Origin of the sequence: Serratia sp. SM04, from assembly GCF_040280225.1 — a bacterium.
GTDB lineage: Bacteria > Pseudomonadota > Gammaproteobacteria > Enterobacterales > Enterobacteriaceae > Serratia > Serratia sarumanii.
This window is the reverse complement of sequence record NZ_JBEOQT010000022.1, coordinates 155,945-175,509: the sequence shown is the minus strand read 5'-3', so window position 1 is coordinate 175,509 and position 19,565 is coordinate 155,945. Positions and strand designations below refer to the sequence as shown.

The window sequence follows — 19,565 nt, the reverse complement described above, 5'->3', positions numbered from 1 at the left end:
ACCCTTCGTTATTCTGAGGCCAGCGCCAGGATCTTCTCCTGGTCCGCATCGTCTTTGTCCAAAATGCCGGTGATGCGGCCGCCGTGCATCACCATTACCCGGTCGCTCATGCCGAGGATCTCCGGCAGCTCGGAGGAAACCAGAATGATGGCGACGCCGCGGTTGGCCAGCTCGCTGATCAGGCGGTAGATTTCCGCTTTCGCCCCCACGTCGATGCCGCGCGTCGGTTCGTCGAGGATCAGGATTTTCGGCTGCGCCAGCAGCCAGCGCGCGATCAGTACCTTCTGCTGGTTGCCGCCGCTGAGGTTATTGATGATCTGATCCATGGTCGGCGTTTTGATGTTGAGCTTTTTAATCTGCTCCATGCAGTCTTTGGCCATCTGCACGTGGCTGACGAAACCGTTCTTGCCGATGTATTCCGACAGGTTGACGATGCTCATGTTCTCGACCACCGACAGCACCAGAAACAGGCCGGATTTCTTGCGGTCTTCGGTGAGGAACGCCAGCCCGCTCTCGATCGCCTTCGCCGGGGAATCCACCTTCACCGCCTGGCCTTCGATAAAAATCTCGCCGCCGTCCGCCGGGTGCATGCCGAACAGGCTTTCCATCACTTCGCTGCGCCCGGCGCCCACCAGCCCGGCGACGCCGAGGATCTCGCCGCGCTTGACGCTGAACGACACGTCATGGAACCAGCCGCTGCGGCGCAGCCCCGCCACCCGCAGCACTTCCTCGCCGATATTGTTGTTGAATTTGGGGAACATCTGCGTCAGTTCGCGCCCCACCATCATGGTGATCAGCGACTGTTTGGTCAGGTTTTCGGTTTTGTCGCAGGCGATGAAGGTACCGTCGCGGAAAATGCTCACTTCGTCGGTGATGGCGAAGATCTCGTCCATCTTGTGGCTGATATAGATGATGCCTTTGCCCTGCTCGCGCAGCTCGCGGATGATGGCGAACAGGTGCACCACTTCGCCTTCGGTCAGCGCCGAGGTTGGTTCGTCCATGATCAGCACGTCGGCGTTATAGGACACCGCCTTGGCGATCTCCACCATCTGCTGATTGGCGATGCTCAGCTCGCCCACCAGCGTGTCCGGCTGCAGTTTGATGTTCAGCCGCGCCAGCAGCTCGCGGGTTTGTTCGTTCAGCTGTTCGTGGTTGACGAACCCCAGCCGCGCCGGCTCGCGCCCCAGCCAGATGTTTTCCGCCACCGTCATGTAAGGCACCAGGTTCAGCTCCTGGTGGATCATGGAAATGCCCGAATGCAGCGCCTGCAGCGTGTCGCTGAAGGTGACCGGCCGGCCTTTGATTTTGATCGAGCCTTCGTCCGGGTGGTAGATGCCGATCAGGCATTTCATCAGCGTCGATTTGCCCGCGCCGTTTTCCCCCATCAGCGCGTGCACGCTGCCGGGTTTGATTTTAATCGAGACCTTATCCAGCGCTTTGACGCCGGGGAACTGCTTGCTGATGCCTTCGGCCTCAAGAACATAAGGGTACATACCGCTTACCTCCGCACTGACCCACGTTTTCCGCCGCGCTCGCCCCACACCGGCGCCCGCGGCGGGCTTCAAGGCTTATTTCTTGTTTTTATCGGCGAATTGCTGGTAATTGGCCTGGGTGATCAGTTGGTAAGGGATCAGCACGTTGCTCTCCACTTTCTCGCCTTTCACCAGTTGAACGGCGGTCTGCACCGCGCCTTCGCCCTGGCCTTTGGCGTCCTGGAACACGCTCAGCGCCAGATCGCCCTTCTTGATGAACTCCAGCGCGTCCGGCGTGCCGTCAACGCCGGCCACCAGCACGCCGGATTTCTTGGCTTGCTTCAGCGCCAAAATAGCGCCGATGGCCATTTCGTCGTTGTTGGAGGCGATGGCGTCGATCTGCTGGCCGGACAAAATCCAGTCGGTGGTGACGTCTACCGCCTCTTTGCGGAAGAATTTGGCGGTTTGCTTATCGATAATCTTGATGCCGGGGTAGTTGGCCGCCACCTCTTCCACGCCGCGGGTGCGGTCGCGCGTGGCTTCGCTCGACAGCTCGCCCATCAGGATCATCACGTTGCCCTTGCCGTTCATCAGCTTGGCCAGTTCCTCCATCTGCAGCTTGCCGGCCAGCTTGGAGTCGGAGCCGACGTAGGCCATGCCGGCCGGCAGCGCCACTTCCGGCTTGCGGTTGACGAACACCAGCGGGATCTTGGCCTTCTCGGCCAGCTTGATCATCGGCTTGACGCCCTGGGTATCCACCGGGTTGAGGATGATGGCGTCGACGCCCTGGCTGACGAAGTTTTCGATTTGTTGAATTTGCTGCGCGATGTCGCCCTTGGCGTCTTCGAACTGGCCGCTGACGTTGCCGTCGGCCTTCATTTTGTTTTGCATCGACTGGCGCAGAATGGTGAGGAAGTTGTCATCGAAGTAAGCCATGGAAACGCCGATCTTGATGTCTTTCGCCAGCACGCTGGCCGGCAGCATGCACATCAGTACCGAGGCGGCGATCAGTTTCTTCAGCTTCATGTTCGTTACCCTTTAATCGTTAGAATGAAGAGGTCTGTTGGTTGACAGCTAATGAAAAATATTTTTTACATTCAAACAACAATACGGTCGGTGTTATCCCTTTGATACGGCGAATTTACCGCGTTATCGCCGTATCAAGGCCGTTGTAAAAATGGTGATCGATGTCTCAAAACAGATTAAAAACAACCAATTGAAATAAACCCCTGGCACAACAAACGGCGTCTTTACCGCTTTTTTAAATGTTTATTTCATAATTGAGGTTATTGAAACTTTTTAACCCAAACAAGCGAAACATGCATTTTGGAATGGCTTATTAACAAAAACATGACACGGATCTAACAAATGAAGTGCAAGCCGCTGGCGAGCGTTCCCCTTTCGTGCGCCGGCAAAAACTGCGAGCGGCCGCGCAGTTTGCGGTTTCCGCGTTTCCCGACCATCCTTACTCGGCAATAATGGACATATCCCTATCTCAGGAGGACCTGACATGCAGCTCAGCAGCAAGGTGCGGATGAACCGCCTGTTCAACAACGGCAAGTGCCTGGACGTGGCGATCGATCACGGCATCGCCAACGAACCGGATTTCTTGATCGGCCTGGAAGATATCGAACGGGTGATGGGCAACCTGATCGCCGCGCGCCCCGACGCCATTCAGGTCAACTACGGCCAGGCGGATCTGCTGCAGCGCGCGCCGCAGCGCGAAAAACCGGCGCTGGTGATGCGCACCGACGTCGGCAACGCCTATAACGCCGCCCGCCACCGCGAGATGTGGGCAGTGCTGCACAATCCGGAGGCGCCAATCCTGGCGGCGCTGCAAATGGACGCCGCCGCGGTGGTGGTCAATCTGTATATGATCCCGGATGAGCCCGGCATTTTCCGCCAGTGCGTGGAGAACATCGGCCGCCTGCGCCACGCCTGCGATCGCTACGCCATGCCGCTGATGATCGAACCGCTGGTGATGGCGCCGGCCGGCCAGGGCGCCGCCTACGGCTCGCTCGGCAACGTGGAGAAGATCGTGCCGCTGGTGCGGCTGGCGCGCGAGCTGGGCGCCGACATCATCAAAGCCGACCCGACCGATCGGGTGGAAGACTTCCACCGCGTGGTGGAAGCGGCGCGCTGCCCGACGCTGGTGCGCGGCGGTGGCAAGGGGGAGCTGGGGCCGGTGCTGGAGAAATCCGCCGCGCTGATGGCCCAGGGCGCCTCCGGCATGGTTTACGGCCGCAACGTCTATCAACACAGCAATCCGTCGCAGGTGGTGCGCGCGTTGATGGCAATCATCCATCAGGGCGCCAGCGGCCAACAGGCGCTGGAGATCTACCACCAGCAGTGACCCGCTTTTGTAACTAAAATAAGCCCCCCGCACCCCGGCAGCATGCTATAACCTGCTGCCGGTAACTGCAGCTTGCCTCATTCCTCGCTAGAATACGCCGTGATATCGCCATTCGGAGAACCGCCATGCCAAAACAACGGGTGCCGCTCAAGCTGAGCACCTCCATCACGCTGATGGTGTCCGCCATCATCGCTTCGGTGCTGCTGGTGGTGTTCGCGCTGTTTTTCGTGCAGATGAGCCGCGAGGGGCAAGATCAGCTGCAGCAGAAAGCCATCGCCGTCGCCAATACGCTGGCGCTCTCCAGCACCGTGGTCGACGGCCTGCAGCAGCGTGACCAAAGCGGCGCCATTCAGCGCTTCGCCGAGCAGGTGCGCCATCAAAACGAGCTGCTGTTCGTGGTGGTGGTGGATATGCAGGGCATCCGCTATTCGCACCCCAAACCCTGGCTGATCGGCAAGCATTTTATCGGCGACGATCTGGCGCCCGCGCTGCAAGGCCACGTCAACAGCGCCATCAACCGCGGCACGCTGGCCCCGGCGCTGCGGGTGTTCGTGCCGGTGTATGACGCGCAGAAACAGCAAATCGGCGTGGTGGCGCTCGGCATCGCGCTGGACACCGTGCAGCGGGTGGTGGCGGAGAGCCGCTGGATCATCTATTGGACCATCGCCTTCGCCGCCCTGGTCGGCAGCCTGGGCACCTTCTTCCTGGTCTCCGCGCTCAAGCGCATCATGCTGGGTTTCGAGCCTTACGAAATCTCCAACCTGTTCGAACAGCGCAACGCCATGCTGCAGTCGATTAAAGAAGGCGTGATCGCGGTCGATAACGAATCCCGCATCACCATCGTCAACGACGAAGCCAAGCGCCTGCTGCGCCAGAGCGGCCCGGTGGAAAACCTGCTGCTGGAAGCCGCCAGCAAGCACTGGCCGGCGCAGCTGCATCTGGCGGAGGTGCTGGCCAGCGGCCAACCGCTGCGCGATCGGCAGATCGGCTTCAACGGCAGCGAACTGCTGACCAATACCGTGCCGGTGATCGTCAACGGCCAGGTGACCGGCGCCATCGCCACCTTCCGCGACAAGACCGAGGTCAGCCGCCTGCTGCAGCGGCTGAGCGGCATGGCGCACTACGCCGATGCGCTGCGGGTGCAGTCGCACGAATTTATGAACAAGCTGCATGTGATACTCGGCATGCTGCACATGAAGGCCTATCAGCAGTTGGAAAACTACATCATCAATACCGCCAGCAACTATCAGGAAGAGATCGGCGCGCTGCTGCGCAAGATCCACTCGCCGGAAGTGGCGGGCTTCTTCATCGGCAAGATCAGCCGCGCCCACGAAGCCGGTGTTGAACTGACCATCGAGGAAACCAGCCTGCTGCCGGAAACCGACGATGCGGAAACCACGCATGTGCTGATCAGCGTGCTCGGCAACCTGATCGAAAACGCCATCGACGCCATCGACGGCGTTGAGGGCCACGAGATCGGCCTGAGCTTCCATCATCACGACGATCAATTACACTGTATCGTCAGCGACGATGGCCCCGGCATCGATCCGGCGATCGGCGCGCGCATCTTCGAACACGGATTTTCCACCAAGGGAACGGGACGCGGCATCGGCCTGGCGCTGATCCGCAGCCATCTGGAGAAACTGGGCGGCAGCATCGATTTCGAGTCCGAACCGGGCGAGCTGACCCAATTTTTCGTGCACCTTCCCTATCAGGCCAAGAGCAGAACTCATGATTAACGTACTGATTGTCGACGACGACCCGATGGTGGCGGAGCTGAACAAATACTACCTGAGCCAGGTCGGCGGTTTTCACTGCCAGGCGACGGTCGCCACTCTGAGCCAGGCGCGCGCGCTACTGGCCGATGCCGGCGTCAGCATCGATTTGGTGCTGTTGGATATCTACATGCAGCAGGAGAACGGGCTGGATCTGCTGCCCGGCCTGCGCGAGCTCGGCGAGAAGACCGACGTGATCATCATCTCCTCCGCCAGCGACGTGAACACGGTGCAAAAAGCGCTGCACTACGGGGTGGTGGATTATCTGATCAAACCGTTCCAGTTCAGCCGCTTCAAGGAGGCGCTGAGCCACTACCGGCAGCAGTCGCAGCTGTTGGCGCAGCGCGAGTTTTCGCAGGCCGACGTCGACAGCCTGCTGCGCCGCCAGCCCGGCGGCCAGGAGAACAAAAAGCTGCCGAAGGGGCTGACCAGCATCACCCTGAGCACGGTGTGCGAGTGGATCGAACAGCAGCACGATAACGAGTTTTCCACCGACAATCTGGCCAACGCCATCGGCATTTCGCGGGTCTCCTGCCGCAAGTACCTCATCTATCTGGCGGAGAGCGGCATTCTCGGCACCCGTATTCTGTACGGCGCCACCGGCCGCCCGGTCTATCTGTATCAGCTGAAACCGGACGCGATCGCCATGCTGAAGGAGCATTGCCGCCCGGCCTAAACGACGCCGGGCGCTGATGGCGCCCGGACGATTAATGTTAGAAGCTGTGCGTGTAACACTTCGCCTCGCGGTGAGGATCTTTCGAGCGTCTCCGCAGGCAGCGCTGCTTTTTCTGTTGCTGCTCCAGGTTCCGCTGCTGCCGCTCGGCGGTCTCTGCCGCCTCGCGCTGCTGTTCGCGCGCAATCGCCTGCTCGTTGGCCAGCGTCAGGTTATCGACATTCCACACCTTGTGGCGCAATGCGTCGCGCTTTTTCTGGTACTCCTCGGTGACCTTACTGTCCTTCGGCGGCGCCGCATGGTATTCCAAATCCACCCGCGCCTGCGCGAAGCAGCAGCTACACAAGGCCACGCCGGCCAACACAATCCTTTTCATCAATGACTCCTTTTACATCGCTTGACTCTGCGCGCACGCCGGCTCAACACCCGTTTGGCGATGCCGGCGGTTTTTCCTCGGAATGCGGCGCTCGCTGCCCACCGGTGACGGGCGCTTTGCCGGGCTCGATACCGCACTCCGCCAAGCGCGCCAGCTCCTCCGCATCGCGCTCTGTCGGCGTCGCTTCCTCACTCATTTCCTGCCGCAAATCCTGCGCCAATGCTTTCAGGCGCTTTTGAAACAGCACCGGCGACACGCCTTCGCACGGCCTGTCGTAACGCGCCGCGCCGGCGCTTTGGCTTAACGGCAGCAACAGCAAGAGAAAGATCGCGGCCATCTCCTTCGCCATGGGCAACTCCTTTGATTACGCCGAAATAAACCGGCGGTTCCCTATAAGGAAAACGAATTGTCTGTTAACGCAATGAATGGTTGGGCCACGGCAGAATAACGCAGGAAAGGTAAACCCTCCGACAATATCGGCAGAATGCGCGCATTAATTTGGCTGAATATATTTAGCGGCTTAACGATCGAATATTTTCGCCCCATCAAAGGTGCCGCCAATGCCGACGTTTCCTTCATGTAATACCGAGGAGGCGGACTCACCCGCCATGATGCGTTGCCGCTGCTCCCGCGTGGCAGGCTGCGGCTGAGACCAGTCTGGGGACGTCGACGTCGGCTGAATCGCGCTACAGCCGCTCAACAAAAACAACGATACCGTGGCACAATAACGCCATGTCATAATTTCCTCCTTAAAGGAAATAAAATACCCGCAGCCGGCGGCAAGGGTAAATAAAAAAATGACTTTCTTTAGTTTAATAACCGCCGTTATTTCACCATCCGACTGCCGATGTTAATCACCCGGTTCGTCTGTTAACCCAAAATAAACATTTTCGCTTAGCCACCCGATAATTCGCAGGCAATAAAAAAGGCCGGGCTAACCCGACCTTGTTTGACCGCTCGACGCGCTTAGACCAGCTCGATCACGTCGAAATTGGCTTCGCCGCTCAGATCGGCGTCGTAGTCAACGCCCTGCAGGCCAAAGCCGAACAGGCGCAGGAACTCCGCCTTGTAGCCCTGATAATCGGTCAGTTCGTTGATGTTGTTGTCGTTCAACTGCTGCCAGATGGCACGGCAGGTTTCCTGCACTTCGTCGCGCAGTTCCCAGTCATCCAGACGCAGGCGGTGTTTCTCGTCGGTGTCCGGCGCCGCGCCGCTGTACAGCTTGGTGGCGAACAGACGCTGGATCTGCTCGATGCAGCCTTCGTGAATGCCCTGCTCCTTCATGATTTTGAACACGATGGAGATATACAGCGGCATCACCGGAATGGCAGAGGAAGCCTGAGTCACCACCGACTTGAGCACCGCAACGTAAGCCGCGCCGCCTTTGGCCTGCAGCTTCTGGTTGATGGCGTGCGCCGCGCGATCCAGATCTTCTTTCGCCTTGCCCAGCGTGCCGTGCCAGTAGATTGGCCAGGTCAGATCGGTGCCGATGTAGGAGTAAGCGACAGACTGCGCGTTATCCGCCAGCACGCCCGCTTCGTCCAGCGCGTCCATCCACAGCTGCCAGTCCTGGCCGCCCATCACCTTCACGGTGTCGGCGATTTCTTGCTCGTTGGCCGGCTCGACCACGGCTTCAACCAGCACGTCTTTGTTGGTGTCCAGCGCAACGGATTTGTACGGTTCGCCGATCGGCTTCAGTGCGGAACGCACCACTTCGCCGGTTTCCGGCATCTTACGCACCGGCGAAGCCAGCGAGTAAACCACCAGGTCAACCTGACCCAGGTCTTTTTTGATCAGATCGATCACGGTCTGACGGCACTCGTTGGAGAATGCGTCGCCGTTGATGCTTTTCGCGTACAGGCCTTCTTCTTTAGCTGCCTTGTCGAAACCGGCGGAGTTGTACCAACCGGCGGAACCGGTTTTGCCTTCGCTGCCAGGCTTCTCGAAAAATACGCCGATGGTGGCCGCACCGCTGCCGAAAGCGGCATTGATGCGCGAGGCCAGACCGTAACCGGTGGATGCACCAATGACCAGCACCTTTTTAGGCCCGTTTTTCAGTTCGCCGCGCGACTTAACGTAGGCGATTTGCTCACGGACGTTGGCTTCACAGCCTGCCGGGTGAGCGGTGGTGCAGATAAAACCACGAATTTTAGGTTTGATAATCATAGTAATTTTTTCTTGGTAGCTAAAAACCGAAGGACAATATACCTGATTTTCTCAATATACTTAAGAAAGTGCGAAAACAAGCGCAGTGAACAGACCAGTCGGCAAGCCCACCGCCGAGGCATGTCATGATGGTAAAGGGATAATCATGGCAGGCCGGATTGCGATTACCCGGCCTGTCGAGGGTCACGCCTTGTTCTTTTCCAACTGCTCAATCAGCGTGTAACGCAGCGATGAGGCATCGGCCGGCACGTTCTCTACCGGAGTAACGCGCACTTTCAGCCGATACTGATAGCCCGGTTCGAAGGTGAAACCTTCGATGCCGGTATAGAACAACTCCCACGGCTGCTGCGCGGAGCGGCGCACCTGCATGCACTTCATCGGGGCGACGCCCACGCAGTCCACCAGCGCACTGTTCACCAGCAACACTTCCGTTTGGCCGCCTTTCTCGTTTGCGGGCTGATTCATCGAGGTTCCCTCCTGGCTGCAGCCGGCCAGTGCGGCCAACGCAACAAATAACAACGCTTTAATTTTCAATGTACTGCACCAATAGTCATGTAGGTCGGGCGATCCTAACAAATTGGCTGGGTGAATTGAACCTTGCTGCGCGCCGGTGGCGGCGCCATTCATCGTAAAGAACGTCTTGTTAAGCGAAATGACTCACGCAGGAATATCAATCTCCGGCACGCTTATCAGCCTGGTAAATACCTGCAAATAAATCCCCTGTTCTTATCCGAACCAGTAATTATCCCCGCCGTTTTTTCTGTTAAAAACAGCTGGCTTGCGCAAGCTATACGCCATTTAACCGAATCGATAAAGAGGGAGTTTTATGCAAGAGATCGAGGCTAAATATTTTCACCTGATCGCCGGCGCAGGTAACTTTGCCAACAACCGCGGCAGCAATGGACGCGTCAACAACAACGGTGGCAACAAGAACAACAGCAGCAGCACAGCAATAAAGGCGGCAATACCTGCTCACGCTCAGCTGTTTTAACTAATCAGAGCTCCGGCTGAGTCTTTCCGTTCAGTCGGCGCTTTCAGCATTTCGGTGATAACAATGTTTAAACTGTTCCGTACCTTGTGCCTGCTACTCGGCTTTTGGATCGCCACCCTGCTGCTCAGCGGCGCCGGGGTTTCTTTTACTCACGGCTACGCCGCGCCGAAAAACCTGTCGCATTTCGTCGTCTCGCTGGTGGTGGTCGGCGCAATGCTGCTGTGGACCCATAAATTGCTGCGGTTCTTTTTTGCCGAGAAATTTGAGAAGAAGCCGCGTTAAGCCGTGTTCTCATTTTGGCTGTCGCCCGCAATGGTAAAACCGGCATCGCGAATTGCCGCCTTCACCTGCCTGGCGTCCATCACCGCCGTTTTCACATAGCCAAAGAAGGCTACCCGTGCGCCGGGCAAACGGATTGGCGTCGCCAGTTGGGCACTGAGCTCACGATTGCGCTGCGCCATCAGCTCGGCGCGCGCCTGCCAAAACGCGGCGGGATCGGTTGGGGTTTCAGTCGCGGTTTCGAACAGCGACGCCAATTCGCTCAGCGCCTCCCACTCCGCCAACAGGGCGGCAACCACTTCAGGATTAGCCACCTGCCCCCAGTCAGAGGGTAAAGCGCCCTCACGCCACGCCTCAAGATAGGCGGGCAACACCCTCTTCAACTGGCTCAACCGATCGTTCAACACAGGTTTCCTTTTATAACGCTTAATGCCTTGATATTCCCCATAATGCCATTCTCATTTAACCGGTGATGGGAGCAATGACCGGAGCTTATCAGCGCCATAAATGACGTAATGACTTTTGGTGCGGCTAAATTAGCGATATGTGCGGGTGAGGAGTGCGGAGCTGAGGTGTTACGACTGGAAAGAGAAACCAAAGTTTTATTGGCGCTTTAAGTGGAATTCCCTTATAAATCAATCACACAAAAAAAGACCGAATACGATTCCTATATTCGGTCTAGGGAAATGGCTCTTGGGAGAGAGCCGTGCGCTAAAAGTTGGCATTTAATGCAGGGCTTGTTCAGCCGTGCACTTTAAGAGTAGCCTACCGCGCCAGTTTTGCCAGCCGCCCGGCGGCCGCGTGATAGTTTCGTGACGAAATAACTATGCGGCAAATGCGCATCAATCCGCGCGCGCTGGGCAAGGCGTTGGCAAACAAGCGGTTAGTCAGCGCACAGCTTCTCGGCGCGTTCGATAAACGGCGCCAGGCTCATTTTTTTCCCCGGTTCGGCAGGGTCGTCCAGCAGGAGCACCTCCAGCGGCTGCGCGCGCTGATGGCCCTTCTTCACCTGCTGCTCCGCTGCGTCGTTGAGCGGGTATTGCATCAGGGTGCTGTTATTCAGCACGAACAGCGCGCCGCCGCTGCGGCACTGCAGCGTCACTTCTTCCTTGGTGAACGCCCACTGTTTGCCGTATTCCAGTTTGGTGATGTTCACCAGTTTGTCTGCCGCCAGCGCGCCGGTCGCGGTTGCCAGCAGCGTAATGCCGAGTAATACCGATTTCATGTGTTGGCCTTAAGGTTGCTATTCACGTCGATTTTCCCGCAGCTTGCCCGGTTGCGGCAAGCCGAAATGTCAAACCGGCGCATAGGTTGCAAATAAACTGACCAGCAGCAGCACCGCCACCCCCAGCCCGACTTCGAGCCAGCAGGCCAGCACCACGCCGCGCTGCGCCAGCGCCGGCACGCGGCTCATCGCCGGCACGATGGCGTAGCGATTGGCCAGCGCCACCATCACCATCAGCGCCACCAGCGCGGTTTTAATCAGCAGCAGGCGCTGATAAGGCGAACCGAGGTTGAGCGGCCAACCGCCGAGAATGATCAGGCTGTTGACGATACCGGTGACGATCACCGCCGCCACCGCCAGGTGCCCCCAGCGCGAAAAACGGATCAGCGTGGTGATGGCGTCGCTGCGCCACTGCGGCGGCTGCAGGTAGCGCAGGCAAACCAGCAGCGGCGCCAGGCAGCCGAACCAGTAGCCGGCGGCCAGCAGGTGCACTGCGTGGTTGGCGCGGTGCAGCGCGCCCAGCGCGCCTTCGTGCATCGCCGCGTGGCCGATAAACGCCAGGCTCACCAGCAGCAGTACCGAACACAGCGCCAACGCCTGCGCACGCGGCCGTTCCGGCAGCAGCAGGCTCAGGATCGCCAGCAGCGACAGGCCCAGATGCCAGCGCCACACTTCGCCGAAGGTGGTGCCGAGCACCGCCCACCAGACCTCAAGCCGCCAGGCGTCTTCCCAACCGTCGCCCATTTGCCCAGCCTGAATGGCCAGCAGCGCCACGGCGGAAAGCCCGGCAATCCAGGTGCCGGCAAGCAGCAGCGGGCGCACATCGCGGGAGAGGATCGGGGAGAGGCGCTGCGGTGACAGTAAGGCGGTGAACAGACTGATGCCGAACATCAGCATCACCGCCGCAAAGTGCACCAAGCGACACAGAACGAACAGGGTCGCCAGACTCACGATCAGTTTACGGTGAAGCTGTACTGGCCTTTGGTTTTATGCCCGTCGACCGAAACCACATGCCAGCTGACGTTGTATTTGCCCGCGCTCAACTCACCTTCGATCGGCACATTGACCTGGGTGTTGTTGTTCGGATCGAGCTGCAGTTTGCCGGTTTTCACCACGGCGTTGTCCGGGCCGGTGATTTTCACGCCGCTGAAGTTCGGTTCGATGCCTTCGGAGAAGCTGAGGGTCAGCGCCTTCGGCGCCGGGCTGACGCTGGCGTCGGCCTTCGGCGTTTCCACTTTCAGGTGGGCGTGCGCCAGCGCTTGCTGCGAAGACAGGCCGACGAACAGGACGAAAACGGTGGAAAGCAGGCGACAAGAGGAACGAATTTTACCGATCACAGTGGTATCCCTTAACAGTAAAAGAGGGTCATAAGGGTTAAGGCCACAGCCAAGGCGATGTATCAGCGGCCCCAACCCACCGCAAATGATTGCGCCACGGGTAAACAGAAAAACGGGTTGTATCGGCTAACCCGCTGTTTTGACTCTACCATCCCTGTAGCGTATCGCGGTAAATCATAACGACCGCGCTGCGGCAAGTCGAGCGCATCACTGGCATTTTGCGATCCGGCAGCACGTATCGCCGCATAACCGCGATAAACGCAGGGAAAAAAAAACCGCGCGTCAGGCTCGCCCGCGCGCGGTTTTTCGATATTCTGGTGCGAATTAAGCCTAGCCGTTGCCGCCCTGGCCCATCGCGCCCATTTTCTTCAGATCTTTGTCGATGAAGAACAGGCCTTTGCCGCTGGTGCCCACCAGCGCCAGCTTATCCAGCACGGATTTGAACAGTTTCTCTTCTTCGTGCTGCTCCGCCACGTACCACTGCAGGAAGTTGAAGGTGGAATAATCGTGTGCGGTCATGGCGGCGTGCGCCAGTTCGTTGATCTGACGGGTGATCAGCTGTTCGTGTTCGTAGGTCTGCTGGAACACGTCCGCCAGCGATTCGAACGCCACCGGCGGCGCGGCGATGCTGCCCAGCAGCGGCAAAGAGCCGGTGTCGCTCAGGTAGTCGAACAGGCGTTGCATATGCTGCATCTCTTCCTGAGAGTGCTCTTTAAGAAATGCGGCGGCGCCTTCAAAGCCTTTATCGCTGCACCATGCGCTCATTTGCAGGTACAGGTTGGCGGAGTAGAACTCCAGATTCAGTTGCTCATTCAGCTTTTGAGTCATTTCTTGCGTCAGCATAATGATTCCTTTTATTTTGCAGGTCATGAATTTAATTTCCGCGCATTATGCCCTGCTGCCGTAAAAATAAAAACACCTTATTTACACCCGATCAATATTAATTATTTATTTAATTAAAATCAAACACATAAAATCATATAGAAATTCACGCTAATTATTATGATAATTATTCCCATCTTTTATTTTAATCAAAAAGCGAATCATTCTTATTTAAAAGAATAAATAGATTGCATTACTCTTTGGAAAATATCGCCCGCCGCGGCGGCGCTACGGGCTTGCCAAGCGTCGCCGGGTGGATTACCTTCTGCGCAGGTTCAATGCGGCAAAGTAAGTAAGGAGCATAGCGTGGGTTACAATCTGGCCGAGCTGTCCAAAGAAGAGATGGACAGGGTGAACGTGGATCTCGCCGCCTCAGGCGTGGCGTACAAAGAGCGCTACAACATGCCGGTGATCCCGGAAGTGGTGGAGCGCGAGCAGCCGGAACCGCTGCGCGACTATTTTCGCGAGCGTGTGGCGCACTACCGCGCGGAATCCCACAAGTTTTCGCGCCTGCCGTACGAGCCGAAGGCCAAATAACAAAACCCGCCGTTACGGCGGGTTTTTTGCGTCACTTGCCGGCGAACCGGTCGGTGGCGATCATCAGCTGGTGCAAGATGCCCGGCTCGTCATACGAATGCCCCGCCCCTTCCACGATCTGCAATTCCGCTTCCGGCCAGGCCTTGGCCAGATCCCAGGCGTTCTGCACCTGGCAGGCCATATCATAGCGGCCGTGGACGATCACCGCCGGGATATGGCGGATCAGCGGCACGTTGCGCAGCAGCTGGTCATCGCTCTCCAGGAAGCCCAGATGGGTGAAATAGTGGTTTTCAATCCGGGCGAACGCCAGCGCGAAATCATCCTCGCCGAACGAAGCGGATTCGCGGCTCGGCAACAGCGTGACCGTCTCCCCTTCCCACACGCTCCACAACTTGGCCGCTTCAAGTTGCACCTGCGGATCGGCCGAGGTCAGCCGCTGCCGGTAGGCGGCGATCACATCTTTACGCTCTTCATCCGACAGAATGGACAGCACGCGCTCCCATTTTTCCGGGAAGAAGCGTGACGCACCGTCCTGGTAATACCAATGCAGCTCCTGCTTGCGCAGGGTGAAAATGCCGCGCAGCACCATTTCACTGACGCGCTCCGGGTGGGTCTGCGCATAGGCGAGCGCCAGCGTCGACCCCCAGGAACCACCAAACACCAGCCATTGATCGACGCCGGCCATTTCGCGCAGCCGCTCGATATCGGCAACCAAATGCCAGGTGGTGTTGTTGTCCAGGCTGGCGTGCGGACGGGAGCGGCCACAGCCGCGCTGATCGAACAGCAGCACCTTGTAGCGTTCGGGATCGAACAACTGGCGATGATGCGGGGAGATGCCGCCGCCCGGCCCGCCGTGAATGAAGACCGCCGGCTTACCGTTCGGGTTGCCGCTCAGCTCCCAGTAGATCCGGTGGCCATCCCCAGTGTCCAGCCAACCGCTGTCGTATGCCGCTAACGGCGGGTACAAACCTCGTAATTGTTCCATGGCGCTTTCCGTCTCTCTGTGAGTCATGCTTTCATCAAAGCGGAACCCGCCCGGCAGGTCAACGGTAAAACCCGAAAACTAGAACGCGCGCCGAGAACTCAGCGCGCGTTTGCTCAAAATCGCAACGACCTGCCTGCAAAATGCCCACAGGCCCTATCGGTTGAGGGGCGCATTCGCCCCCCCGGGAACTCAGTTAGCCACCTTTGCGCATATGCGGCTCGCGCATCTCCTGCGCGGTTTTCGCCTCGATGCTCAGTTCCGCCGTCGGGCGCAGCAGCAGGCGCGCCAGCCCGATAGGTTCGCCGGTTTCCCGGCAGTAGCCGTACTCGCCGTTCTGCAACCTTGCCAGCGCCGCATCGATTTTCGGCAGCAGGCGGCTTTCGCGATCCAACTGGCGGAACAGCAGGCGCAGATCCTCTTCGCGCGCCGCCTTGTCGGCTTCATCGCCCGTCGCTTCGCCGCCGTCGATCTCTTTTTTCAGCTCATCGATGTGCAGCAGCAGCTTTTGCCGCTCATCTTGCAGCAGCTGGCGGAAAAACGCCCGTTGAACCGAGTTCATATAATCAGAATCCGGCATGGCCAGCAGTTGCTGCGCATCCGGTAACGTCATGACTGTCATTGCGCTCTCCCAACACCAAAAGTGTAACATTATAACATAATATTTATTTTTAGCACCCGGTCATCCAAAAACAAAATTTCACGCACAAACAGCCGGTTAAACACAATTCGCACTTTGTCGCTTGCATCCTGCCGGCTTTAGGCGGTTAATGGCTGAGCAAGCCACCCAATCATAGGTAACGAGAGGCCATCATGAGTAAGGGAATGGATAGCAAAAAGAATGCGAAGAAGAAGCCGTTGAAAACCCCAGCCGAGAAACGTGCGGAGAAACGCGCCAAAAAAGCGCATCCGTCTGGTGAGTAAGCGCCCTTCCATCCGTCATTAAACCCGCCAAGGCGGGTTTTTTATTGCCTACAACCTGGGGCGGTTGGCACGGCCGCCTGCGCCGGTTAAGCTGAGGCCTGACGGCAACGCAGAGGAAAACATGACGTTACGCGTAATAGATACCGAGACCTGTGGGCTGGACGGCGGCGTGGTGGAAGTGGCCTCCCTCGATCTGCTCGACGGCCAATTGACCAACCCGATGAGCGATCTGGTCAGCCCGGATCGCCCCATCAGCCTCGACGCGATGGCGATTCATCACATCACCGAACAGATGGTGGAAGGCAAACCGCGCATTGCGGTGGCGATCGGCCGCTATCAGGGCTGCCCCTACTATGTGGCGCACAACGCCGCTTTCGATCGCGGCGTGCTGCCGGAGATGAACGGCGCCTGGATCTGCACGCTCAAGCTGGCGCGCACGCTGTATCCGGACATCAAGTACGGCAACCAGTATTTGCGCTACGCGCTGAACCTGGACGTGCAGCTGCCGGCAGACGCCACGCTGTACCCGCACCGCGCGCTGTACGACTGCTACGTCACCGCCGCGCTGCTGCAACGCATCATCAAGGATTCGGGCTGGACGCCGGAGCAAATGGTGCAGATCACCGAACAACCGGTGCTGCTGAAGAAGTTCAAATTCGGCAAGTATCGCGGACAGGAGATCGATCGCATCGCCCAGGAAGATCCCGGCTATCTGCGCTGGATGCTGAAATCCATCGACGATCTGAGCCCGGACATGAAACACACGCTGAAATACTATCTGATTGGCTAACATGGCGGGCGGCGCAGGCCGCCCGCCGAATGTCGTTACTCCGCCAGCGCCAGAATGAAGGCGTACTCCAGCGCAATATCCTCATAGGCCTTGAAGCGCCCGGACTTGCCGCCGTGGCCGGCATCCATGTCGGTATACAGCAGCAGCTGCCGATCGTCGGTTTTCAGCTCACGCAGCTTGGCCACCCACTTGGCCGGCTCCCAATACTGCACCTGCGAATCGTGCAGGCCGGTGGTCACCAGCAGATGCGGGTATGCCTGCGCCTTCACCTGATCGTACGGGCTGTACTGCTTGATGTAGTCGTAATAGGCCTGCTCGTTCGGGTTTCCCCACTCGTCATATTCGCCGGTGGTCAGCGGGATAGACTCGTCCAGCATGGTGGTTACCACGTCGACGAACGGCACCTGCGCCACCACGCCGTGGAACAGCTGAGGCGCCTGGTTGATCACCGCGCCCATCAGCAGGCCGCCGGCGCTGCCGCCCATGGCGAACACCCGCTTGCCGTCGCCGTAACCCTGGGCGATCAGCGTTTCGGTTACGTCGATAAAATCGTTGAAGGTGTTCTGCTTGTTGAACAGCTTGCCGTCTTCATACCACAGCTGCCCCAGCTCGCCGCCGCCGCGAATGTGCGCCAGCGCGAACACGAAACCGCGATCCAGCAGGCTCAGGCGGCTGGCGCTGAACGCCGGATCCATGCTGCTGCCGTAGGAGCCGTAGCCGTATACCATCAGCGGGTTGGCGCCGCGCTGGAAGCTGTCCTGGCGATACACCAGCGAGACCGGCACCTCGACGCCGTCGCGCGCCTTCACCCAGACTCGCTCGCTGCGGTAGTTTTCCGGCGTGAAGTTCTTCACTTCCTGCTGTTTGAGCATCGTCCGCTCGCCGCTGTCCATATTCAGCTCATACAGCGTGGTCGGGGTGGTCATCGACGAATAGCCGTAGCGCAGCAGCGCGGTTTCCGGATCCGGGTTGTACGCCAGCCAGGTGGTGTAAGTCGGATCGTCGAAGGCGATGCGCTTCTCTTCGCCAGTCTGCCAGTGGATCTGGCGCAGCAGCGTCAGGCCGGCGCTGCGCTCCTCCACCACCAGCCAGTCGCGGAACAGGCTGAAGCCCTCCAGCATCACGTCGGCGCGCGGGGCGATCAGCGTCTGCCACTGCGCTTCGTCCGCCTGTTCGCTCTGGTACAGGCCGAAGTTCTTGCCGTCCTTGTTGGAGCGGATGTAGAAATGCTGGTGATAGTGATCGATGGCGTATTCGTGATCCTTGCGACGCGGCACGAACAGCTGCGGCTTGGCGTCCGCACGGTCGGCGTCCAGCAGCAGGATCTCCGAGGTGGTGGTGCTGCTCAGGTGGATCAGGATAAAGCGCTCGGAGGTGGTCTTCTCCAGCCCGACGTAAAAGGTATCGTCCAGCTCTTCGTAAATCAGCTCGTCCTGCTGCGGATCGCTGCCCACCACGTGACGATAAACCTGATACGGCAACAGCGTCTTGGCGTGCTTGCGCACGTAGTACACCGTCGAGGAGTCGTTGGCCCACTCGAAGCTGCCGGAAGTGTTCTCCAGCACTTCGTCCGCCCAACTGCCGTCGGCCAGGTTCTTGAAGCGAATGTCATACTGGCGGCGCGACAGGAAATCCTCCGCCACCCCCAGCCGCTGGTTGTCGGGGCTGACGTCCAGCCCGCCCAGGGTGTAAAACTCGTGATTCTCGGCGCGCTGGTTGCCGTCGATAAGCACCTCCCAGCGCTCGCTCTCGGCCTGCGGCTGGCGCACGGAAATCGCGTATTCATTGCCCGGCTCATAGCGCGTCTGATAGCGATAGCCGTGGCGCACGTAAGGCACCGAATGTTCCTGCTGCGGAATGCGCGCCACCATCTCTTCGTACAGGGTTTCGCGCAGCGCCTGCTGCGGTTTCAGCATCGCATCGGTGTAGGCGTTTTCCGCCTGCAGGTAGTCCAGCACCTGGCGGTCTGCGCGCTCGTCGTCGCGCAGCCAGTAATAGTCATCCACGCGCGTGTCGCCGTGGATGGTAATGGGATAAGGGCGTTTTTCCGCTTTCGGTGGGGTCATCATTGCTAAATCATCCGCTTACATAGATTGCGGCAAGAGTGACATGATTCCCCCCGGCTTGCCAAGCGGCGCTACGCCAGCTCGCGCTTTTTCTCGTTGACGTCGCTCTCGATGCCCTGCTTGACGTCCGCCGGGATCTTCAGCGCCTGCGCCAGCGCGTCGAGGTAGCCGCGCTCCATAAAGTGATCGACGTCGATCACCAGGCAGCTCAGATAGTAAACCTCCAGCGCCTCGTCTTCGTTTTGCACGCTGCGGGCGATCAATTCCGGGTTGAGCGGCTGCTCGATCGCTTCCTGCACCCAGCCCTGCGCCTCTTCCCCCACCTGCAGCTGCGCCAGGCTGTGATCGATGGCGCGCTGCTCGTCGGCATCGATATGGCCGTCGCTCTTGGCGGCGAACACCAGCGCCTGCACCAGGCGTTTGGCGCGCAGATCCACCGGCGTGGTTTGCAGGCCGAACTGCGGTTCGTCCTGATGGGTCTCTTTCACCCGCTGCTTATACTTGTTCCACAGCACCGCGCCCACCGCCGCGCTGCCGCCGATGATCAGCGCATTCTTGCCGAACTTGCCCACCAGCTTGCGCGAGGACTTGTTGGCCAACAGCACGCCGACCAGGCCGCCCAGCGCCGTGGGCGCCAGCAGCTTGCCGATGCCTTCCGCCCCGCCCATCGCGCCGGCCTTCTGCCCGATCAACGTTTGAATCTGCTGCATCCAGTTACTTTTCATCATCTGCCCCTT

At 58.8% G+C, this 19,565-nt stretch carries 23 protein-coding genes; 7 read left to right on the top strand and 16 right to left on the bottom strand.

All coding sequences use genetic code 11. From position 1 onward, the window contains the following. Nucleotides 1-8: 8 nt before the first annotated feature. Together ABTW55_RS21485 and ABTW55_RS21480 are read right to left on the bottom strand one after the other, a co-directional pair. Nucleotides 9-1,493, bottom strand: coding sequence for a sugar ABC transporter ATP-binding protein (locus tag ABTW55_RS21485; protein WP_033646419.1), 1,485 nt, complete (start codon nt 1,491-1,493; stop codon nt 9-11). A 75-nt stretch (nt 1,494-1,568) separates the two neighbouring features. Continuing rightward, a complete protein-coding gene (locus ABTW55_RS21480) occupies nt 1,569-2,498 on the bottom strand; it encodes a sugar ABC transporter substrate-binding protein (RefSeq protein ID WP_033638124.1) in 930 nt (309 codons plus the stop codon). A gap of 484 nt (nt 2,499-2,982) precedes the next feature. On the opposite strand from ABTW55_RS21480, the gene ABTW55_RS21475 reads away from it, so the two are divergent. From ABTW55_RS21475 to dcuR, 3 genes are all read left to right on the top strand, one after another. Continuing rightward, a complete protein-coding gene (locus tag ABTW55_RS21475) occupies nt 2,983-3,825 on the top strand; it encodes a class I fructose-bisphosphate aldolase (RefSeq protein WP_060420635.1) in 843 nt (280 codons plus the stop codon). Nucleotides 3,826-3,950: 125 nt separating this feature from the next. Continuing rightward, complete coding sequence (locus tag ABTW55_RS21470) at nt 3,951-5,564, top strand: sensor histidine kinase (protein WP_060420632.1); 1,614 nt, start codon at nt 3,951-3,953, stop codon at nt 5,562-5,564. Beyond that, nucleotides 5,557-6,276, top strand: coding sequence for a two-component system response regulator DcuR (dcuR, locus tag ABTW55_RS21465; protein WP_060420629.1), 720 nt, complete (start codon nt 5,557-5,559; stop codon nt 6,274-6,276). Before ABTW55_RS21470 ends, dcuR begins: the two co-directional genes overlap by 8 nt. 37 nt (nt 6,277-6,313) lie before the next feature. Here dcuR and ABTW55_RS21460 read toward each other — a convergent pair whose 3' ends face one another. The 5 genes from ABTW55_RS21460 to ABTW55_RS21440 all read right to left on the bottom strand — a co-directional run bounded on the left by ABTW55_RS21460 (nt 6,314) and on the right by ABTW55_RS21440 (nt 9,349). Continuing rightward, nucleotides 6,314-6,649, bottom strand: coding sequence for a hypothetical protein (locus ABTW55_RS21460; protein WP_033653833.1), 336 nt, complete (start codon nt 6,647-6,649; stop codon nt 6,314-6,316). A 43-nt stretch (nt 6,650-6,692) separates the two neighbouring features. Then, entirely contained in the window at nt 6,693-6,998 is a 306-nt protein-coding gene (locus ABTW55_RS21455) for a hypothetical protein (protein WP_033646422.1), read from the bottom strand. 171 nt (nt 6,999-7,169) lie between these two features. Continuing rightward, complete coding sequence (locus ABTW55_RS21450) at nt 7,170-7,388, bottom strand: hypothetical protein (RefSeq protein WP_033646423.1); 219 nt, start codon at nt 7,386-7,388, stop codon at nt 7,170-7,172. 227 nt (nt 7,389-7,615) lie between these two features. After that, on the bottom strand, nt 7,616-8,815 hold the full coding sequence (gene fabV, locus ABTW55_RS21445; protein WP_033638117.1) for an enoyl-ACP reductase FabV: 1,200 nt from the start codon (nt 8,813-8,815) through the stop codon (nt 7,616-7,618). Between the two features lie 183 nt (nt 8,816-8,998). Further along, a complete protein-coding gene (locus tag ABTW55_RS21440; RefSeq protein ID WP_033638116.1) occupies nt 8,999-9,349 on the bottom strand; it encodes a DUF4377 domain-containing protein in 351 nt (116 codons plus the stop codon). 292 nt (nt 9,350-9,641) lie between these two features. Between ABTW55_RS21440 and ABTW55_RS21435 the strand changes: the two genes are divergently transcribed. After that, complete coding sequence (locus ABTW55_RS21435) at nt 9,642-9,806, top strand: hypothetical protein (RefSeq protein WP_154609290.1); 165 nt, start codon at nt 9,642-9,644, stop codon at nt 9,804-9,806. A gap of 63 nt (nt 9,807-9,869) precedes the next feature. Continuing rightward, nucleotides 9,870-10,088 carry a hypothetical protein gene (locus ABTW55_RS21430; RefSeq protein WP_033638114.1) on the top strand — a complete coding sequence of 73 codons (219 nt, stop codon included), beginning with the start codon at nt 9,870-9,872 and terminating at the stop codon, nt 10,086-10,088. Here ABTW55_RS21430 and ABTW55_RS21425 read toward each other — a convergent pair. The 5 genes from ABTW55_RS21425 to ftnA form a co-directional block, all read right to left on the bottom strand. After that, on the bottom strand, nt 10,085-10,492 hold the full coding sequence (locus ABTW55_RS21425; protein ID WP_230200431.1) for a hypothetical protein: 408 nt from the start codon (nt 10,490-10,492) through the stop codon (nt 10,085-10,087). The genes ABTW55_RS21430 and ABTW55_RS21425 overlap by 4 nt on opposite strands. Nucleotides 10,493-10,968: 476 nt before the next feature. Continuing rightward, nucleotides 10,969-11,310: a YebY family protein gene (locus ABTW55_RS21420; RefSeq protein WP_025302452.1), complete on the bottom strand. Its 342-nt coding sequence runs from the start codon at nt 11,308-11,310 to the stop codon at nt 10,969-10,971. A 69-nt stretch (nt 11,311-11,379) separates the two neighbouring features. Further along, nucleotides 11,380-12,261, bottom strand: coding sequence for a copper homeostasis membrane protein CopD (gene copD, locus ABTW55_RS21415; protein ID WP_047568032.1), 882 nt, complete (start codon nt 12,259-12,261; stop codon nt 11,380-11,382). Between the two features lie 2 nt (nt 12,262-12,263). Continuing rightward, nucleotides 12,264-12,647 carry a CopC domain-containing protein YobA gene (yobA, locus tag ABTW55_RS21410; protein WP_004940886.1) on the bottom strand — a complete coding sequence of 128 codons (384 nt, stop codon included), beginning with the start codon at nt 12,645-12,647 and terminating at the stop codon, nt 12,264-12,266. Between the two features lie 330 nt (nt 12,648-12,977). Then, complete coding sequence (gene ftnA, locus ABTW55_RS21405) at nt 12,978-13,490, bottom strand: non-heme ferritin (protein ID WP_060420626.1); 513 nt, start codon at nt 13,488-13,490, stop codon at nt 12,978-12,980. Between the two features lie 345 nt (nt 13,491-13,835). Here ftnA and ABTW55_RS21400 point away from each other — a divergent pair, with 345 nt between their 5' ends. After that, nucleotides 13,836-14,066: a DNA polymerase III subunit theta gene (locus ABTW55_RS21400; protein ID WP_033642715.1), complete on the top strand. Its 231-nt coding sequence runs from the start codon at nt 13,836-13,838 to the stop codon at nt 14,064-14,066. Nucleotides 14,067-14,097: 31 nt separating this feature from the next. Here ABTW55_RS21400 and pip read toward each other — a convergent pair whose 3' ends face one another. Together pip and dksA are read right to left on the bottom strand one after the other, a co-directional pair. Next, the gene (gene pip, locus ABTW55_RS21395; RefSeq protein ID WP_060446493.1) at nt 14,098-15,051 is read right to left on the bottom strand and encodes a prolyl aminopeptidase; all 954 of its coding nucleotides are present in this window, start codon (nt 15,049-15,051) and stop codon (nt 14,098-14,100) included. A gap of 193 nt (nt 15,052-15,244) precedes the next feature. After that, a complete protein-coding gene (gene dksA / locus ABTW55_RS21390) occupies nt 15,245-15,670 on the bottom strand; it encodes an RNA polymerase-binding protein DksA (protein ID WP_033653830.1) in 426 nt (141 codons plus the stop codon). 423 nt (nt 15,671-16,093) lie between these two features. Between dksA and exoX the strand changes: the two genes are divergently transcribed. Beyond that, on the top strand, nt 16,094-16,762 hold the full coding sequence (exoX, locus tag ABTW55_RS21385) for an exodeoxyribonuclease X (RefSeq protein ID WP_047727773.1): 669 nt from the start codon (nt 16,094-16,096) through the stop codon (nt 16,760-16,762). 35 nt (nt 16,763-16,797) lie between these two features. On the opposite strand, the gene ABTW55_RS21380 is transcribed toward exoX, so the two are convergent. Both ABTW55_RS21380 and ABTW55_RS21375 read right to left on the bottom strand, forming a co-directional pair. Then, nucleotides 16,798-18,831: a S9 family peptidase gene (locus ABTW55_RS21380; protein ID WP_060420623.1), complete on the bottom strand. Its 2,034-nt coding sequence runs from the start codon at nt 18,829-18,831 to the stop codon at nt 16,798-16,800. A gap of 68 nt (nt 18,832-18,899) precedes the next feature. Further along, nucleotides 18,900-19,553 (bottom strand): tellurite resistance TerB family protein, encoded by a 654-nt coding sequence (locus tag ABTW55_RS21375; RefSeq protein WP_033638740.1) that lies wholly within the window; start codon nt 19,551-19,553, stop codon nt 18,900-18,902. Nucleotides 19,554-19,565: the final 12 nt, after the last annotated feature.

Excerpts from the sequence above, each read along its gene's own strand:
- ABTW55_RS21485 (WP_033646419.1), bottom strand. The coding sequence starts at position 1,493 with ATGTACCCTTATGTTCTTGAGGCCGAAGGCATCAGCAAGCAGTTCCCC.
- ABTW55_RS21480 (WP_033638124.1), bottom strand. The coding sequence starts at position 2,498 with ATGAAGCTGAAGAAACTGATCGCCGCCTCGGTACTGATGTGCATGCTG.
- ABTW55_RS21475 (WP_060420635.1), top strand. The coding sequence starts at position 2,983 with ATGCAGCTCAGCAGCAAGGTGCGGATGAACCGCCTGTTCAACAACGGC.
- ABTW55_RS21470 (WP_060420632.1), top strand. The coding sequence starts at position 3,951 with ATGCCAAAACAACGGGTGCCGCTCAAGCTGAGCACCTCCATCACGCTG.
- dcuR (WP_060420629.1), top strand. The coding sequence starts at position 5,557 with ATGATTAACGTACTGATTGTCGACGACGACCCGATGGTGGCGGAGCTG.
- ABTW55_RS21460 (WP_033653833.1), bottom strand. The coding sequence starts at position 6,649 with ATGAAAAGGATTGTGTTGGCCGGCGTGGCCTTGTGTAGCTGCTGCTTC.
- ABTW55_RS21455 (WP_033646422.1), bottom strand. The coding sequence starts at position 6,998 with ATGGCGAAGGAGATGGCCGCGATCTTTCTCTTGCTGTTGCTGCCGTTA.
- ABTW55_RS21450 (WP_033646423.1), bottom strand. The coding sequence starts at position 7,388 with ATGACATGGCGTTATTGTGCCACGGTATCGTTGTTTTTGTTGAGCGGC.
- fabV (WP_033638117.1), bottom strand. The coding sequence starts at position 8,815 with ATGATTATCAAACCTAAAATTCGTGGTTTTATCTGCACCACCGCTCAC.
- ABTW55_RS21435 (WP_154609290.1), top strand. The coding sequence starts at position 9,642 with ATGCAAGAGATCGAGGCTAAATATTTTCACCTGATCGCCGGCGCAGGT.
- ABTW55_RS21430 (WP_033638114.1), top strand. The coding sequence starts at position 9,870 with ATGTTTAAACTGTTCCGTACCTTGTGCCTGCTACTCGGCTTTTGGATC.
- ABTW55_RS21420 (WP_025302452.1), bottom strand. The coding sequence starts at position 11,310 with ATGAAATCGGTATTACTCGGCATTACGCTGCTGGCAACCGCGACCGGC.
- ftnA (WP_060420626.1), bottom strand. The coding sequence starts at position 13,490 with ATGCTGACGCAAGAAATGACTCAAAAGCTGAATGAGCAACTGAATCTG.
- pip (WP_060446493.1), bottom strand. The coding sequence starts at position 15,051 with ATGGAACAATTACGAGGTTTGTACCCGCCGTTAGCGGCATACGACAGC.
- dksA (WP_033653830.1), bottom strand. The coding sequence starts at position 15,670 with ATGACAGTCATGACGTTACCGGATGCGCAGCAACTGCTGGCCATGCCG.
- exoX (WP_047727773.1), top strand. The coding sequence starts at position 16,094 with ATGACGTTACGCGTAATAGATACCGAGACCTGTGGGCTGGACGGCGGC.
- ABTW55_RS21380 (WP_060420623.1), bottom strand. The coding sequence starts at position 18,831 with ATGATGACCCCACCGAAAGCGGAAAAACGCCCTTATCCCATTACCATC.
- ABTW55_RS21375 (WP_033638740.1), bottom strand. The coding sequence starts at position 19,553 with ATGAAAAGTAACTGGATGCAGCAGATTCAAACGTTGATCGGGCAGAAG.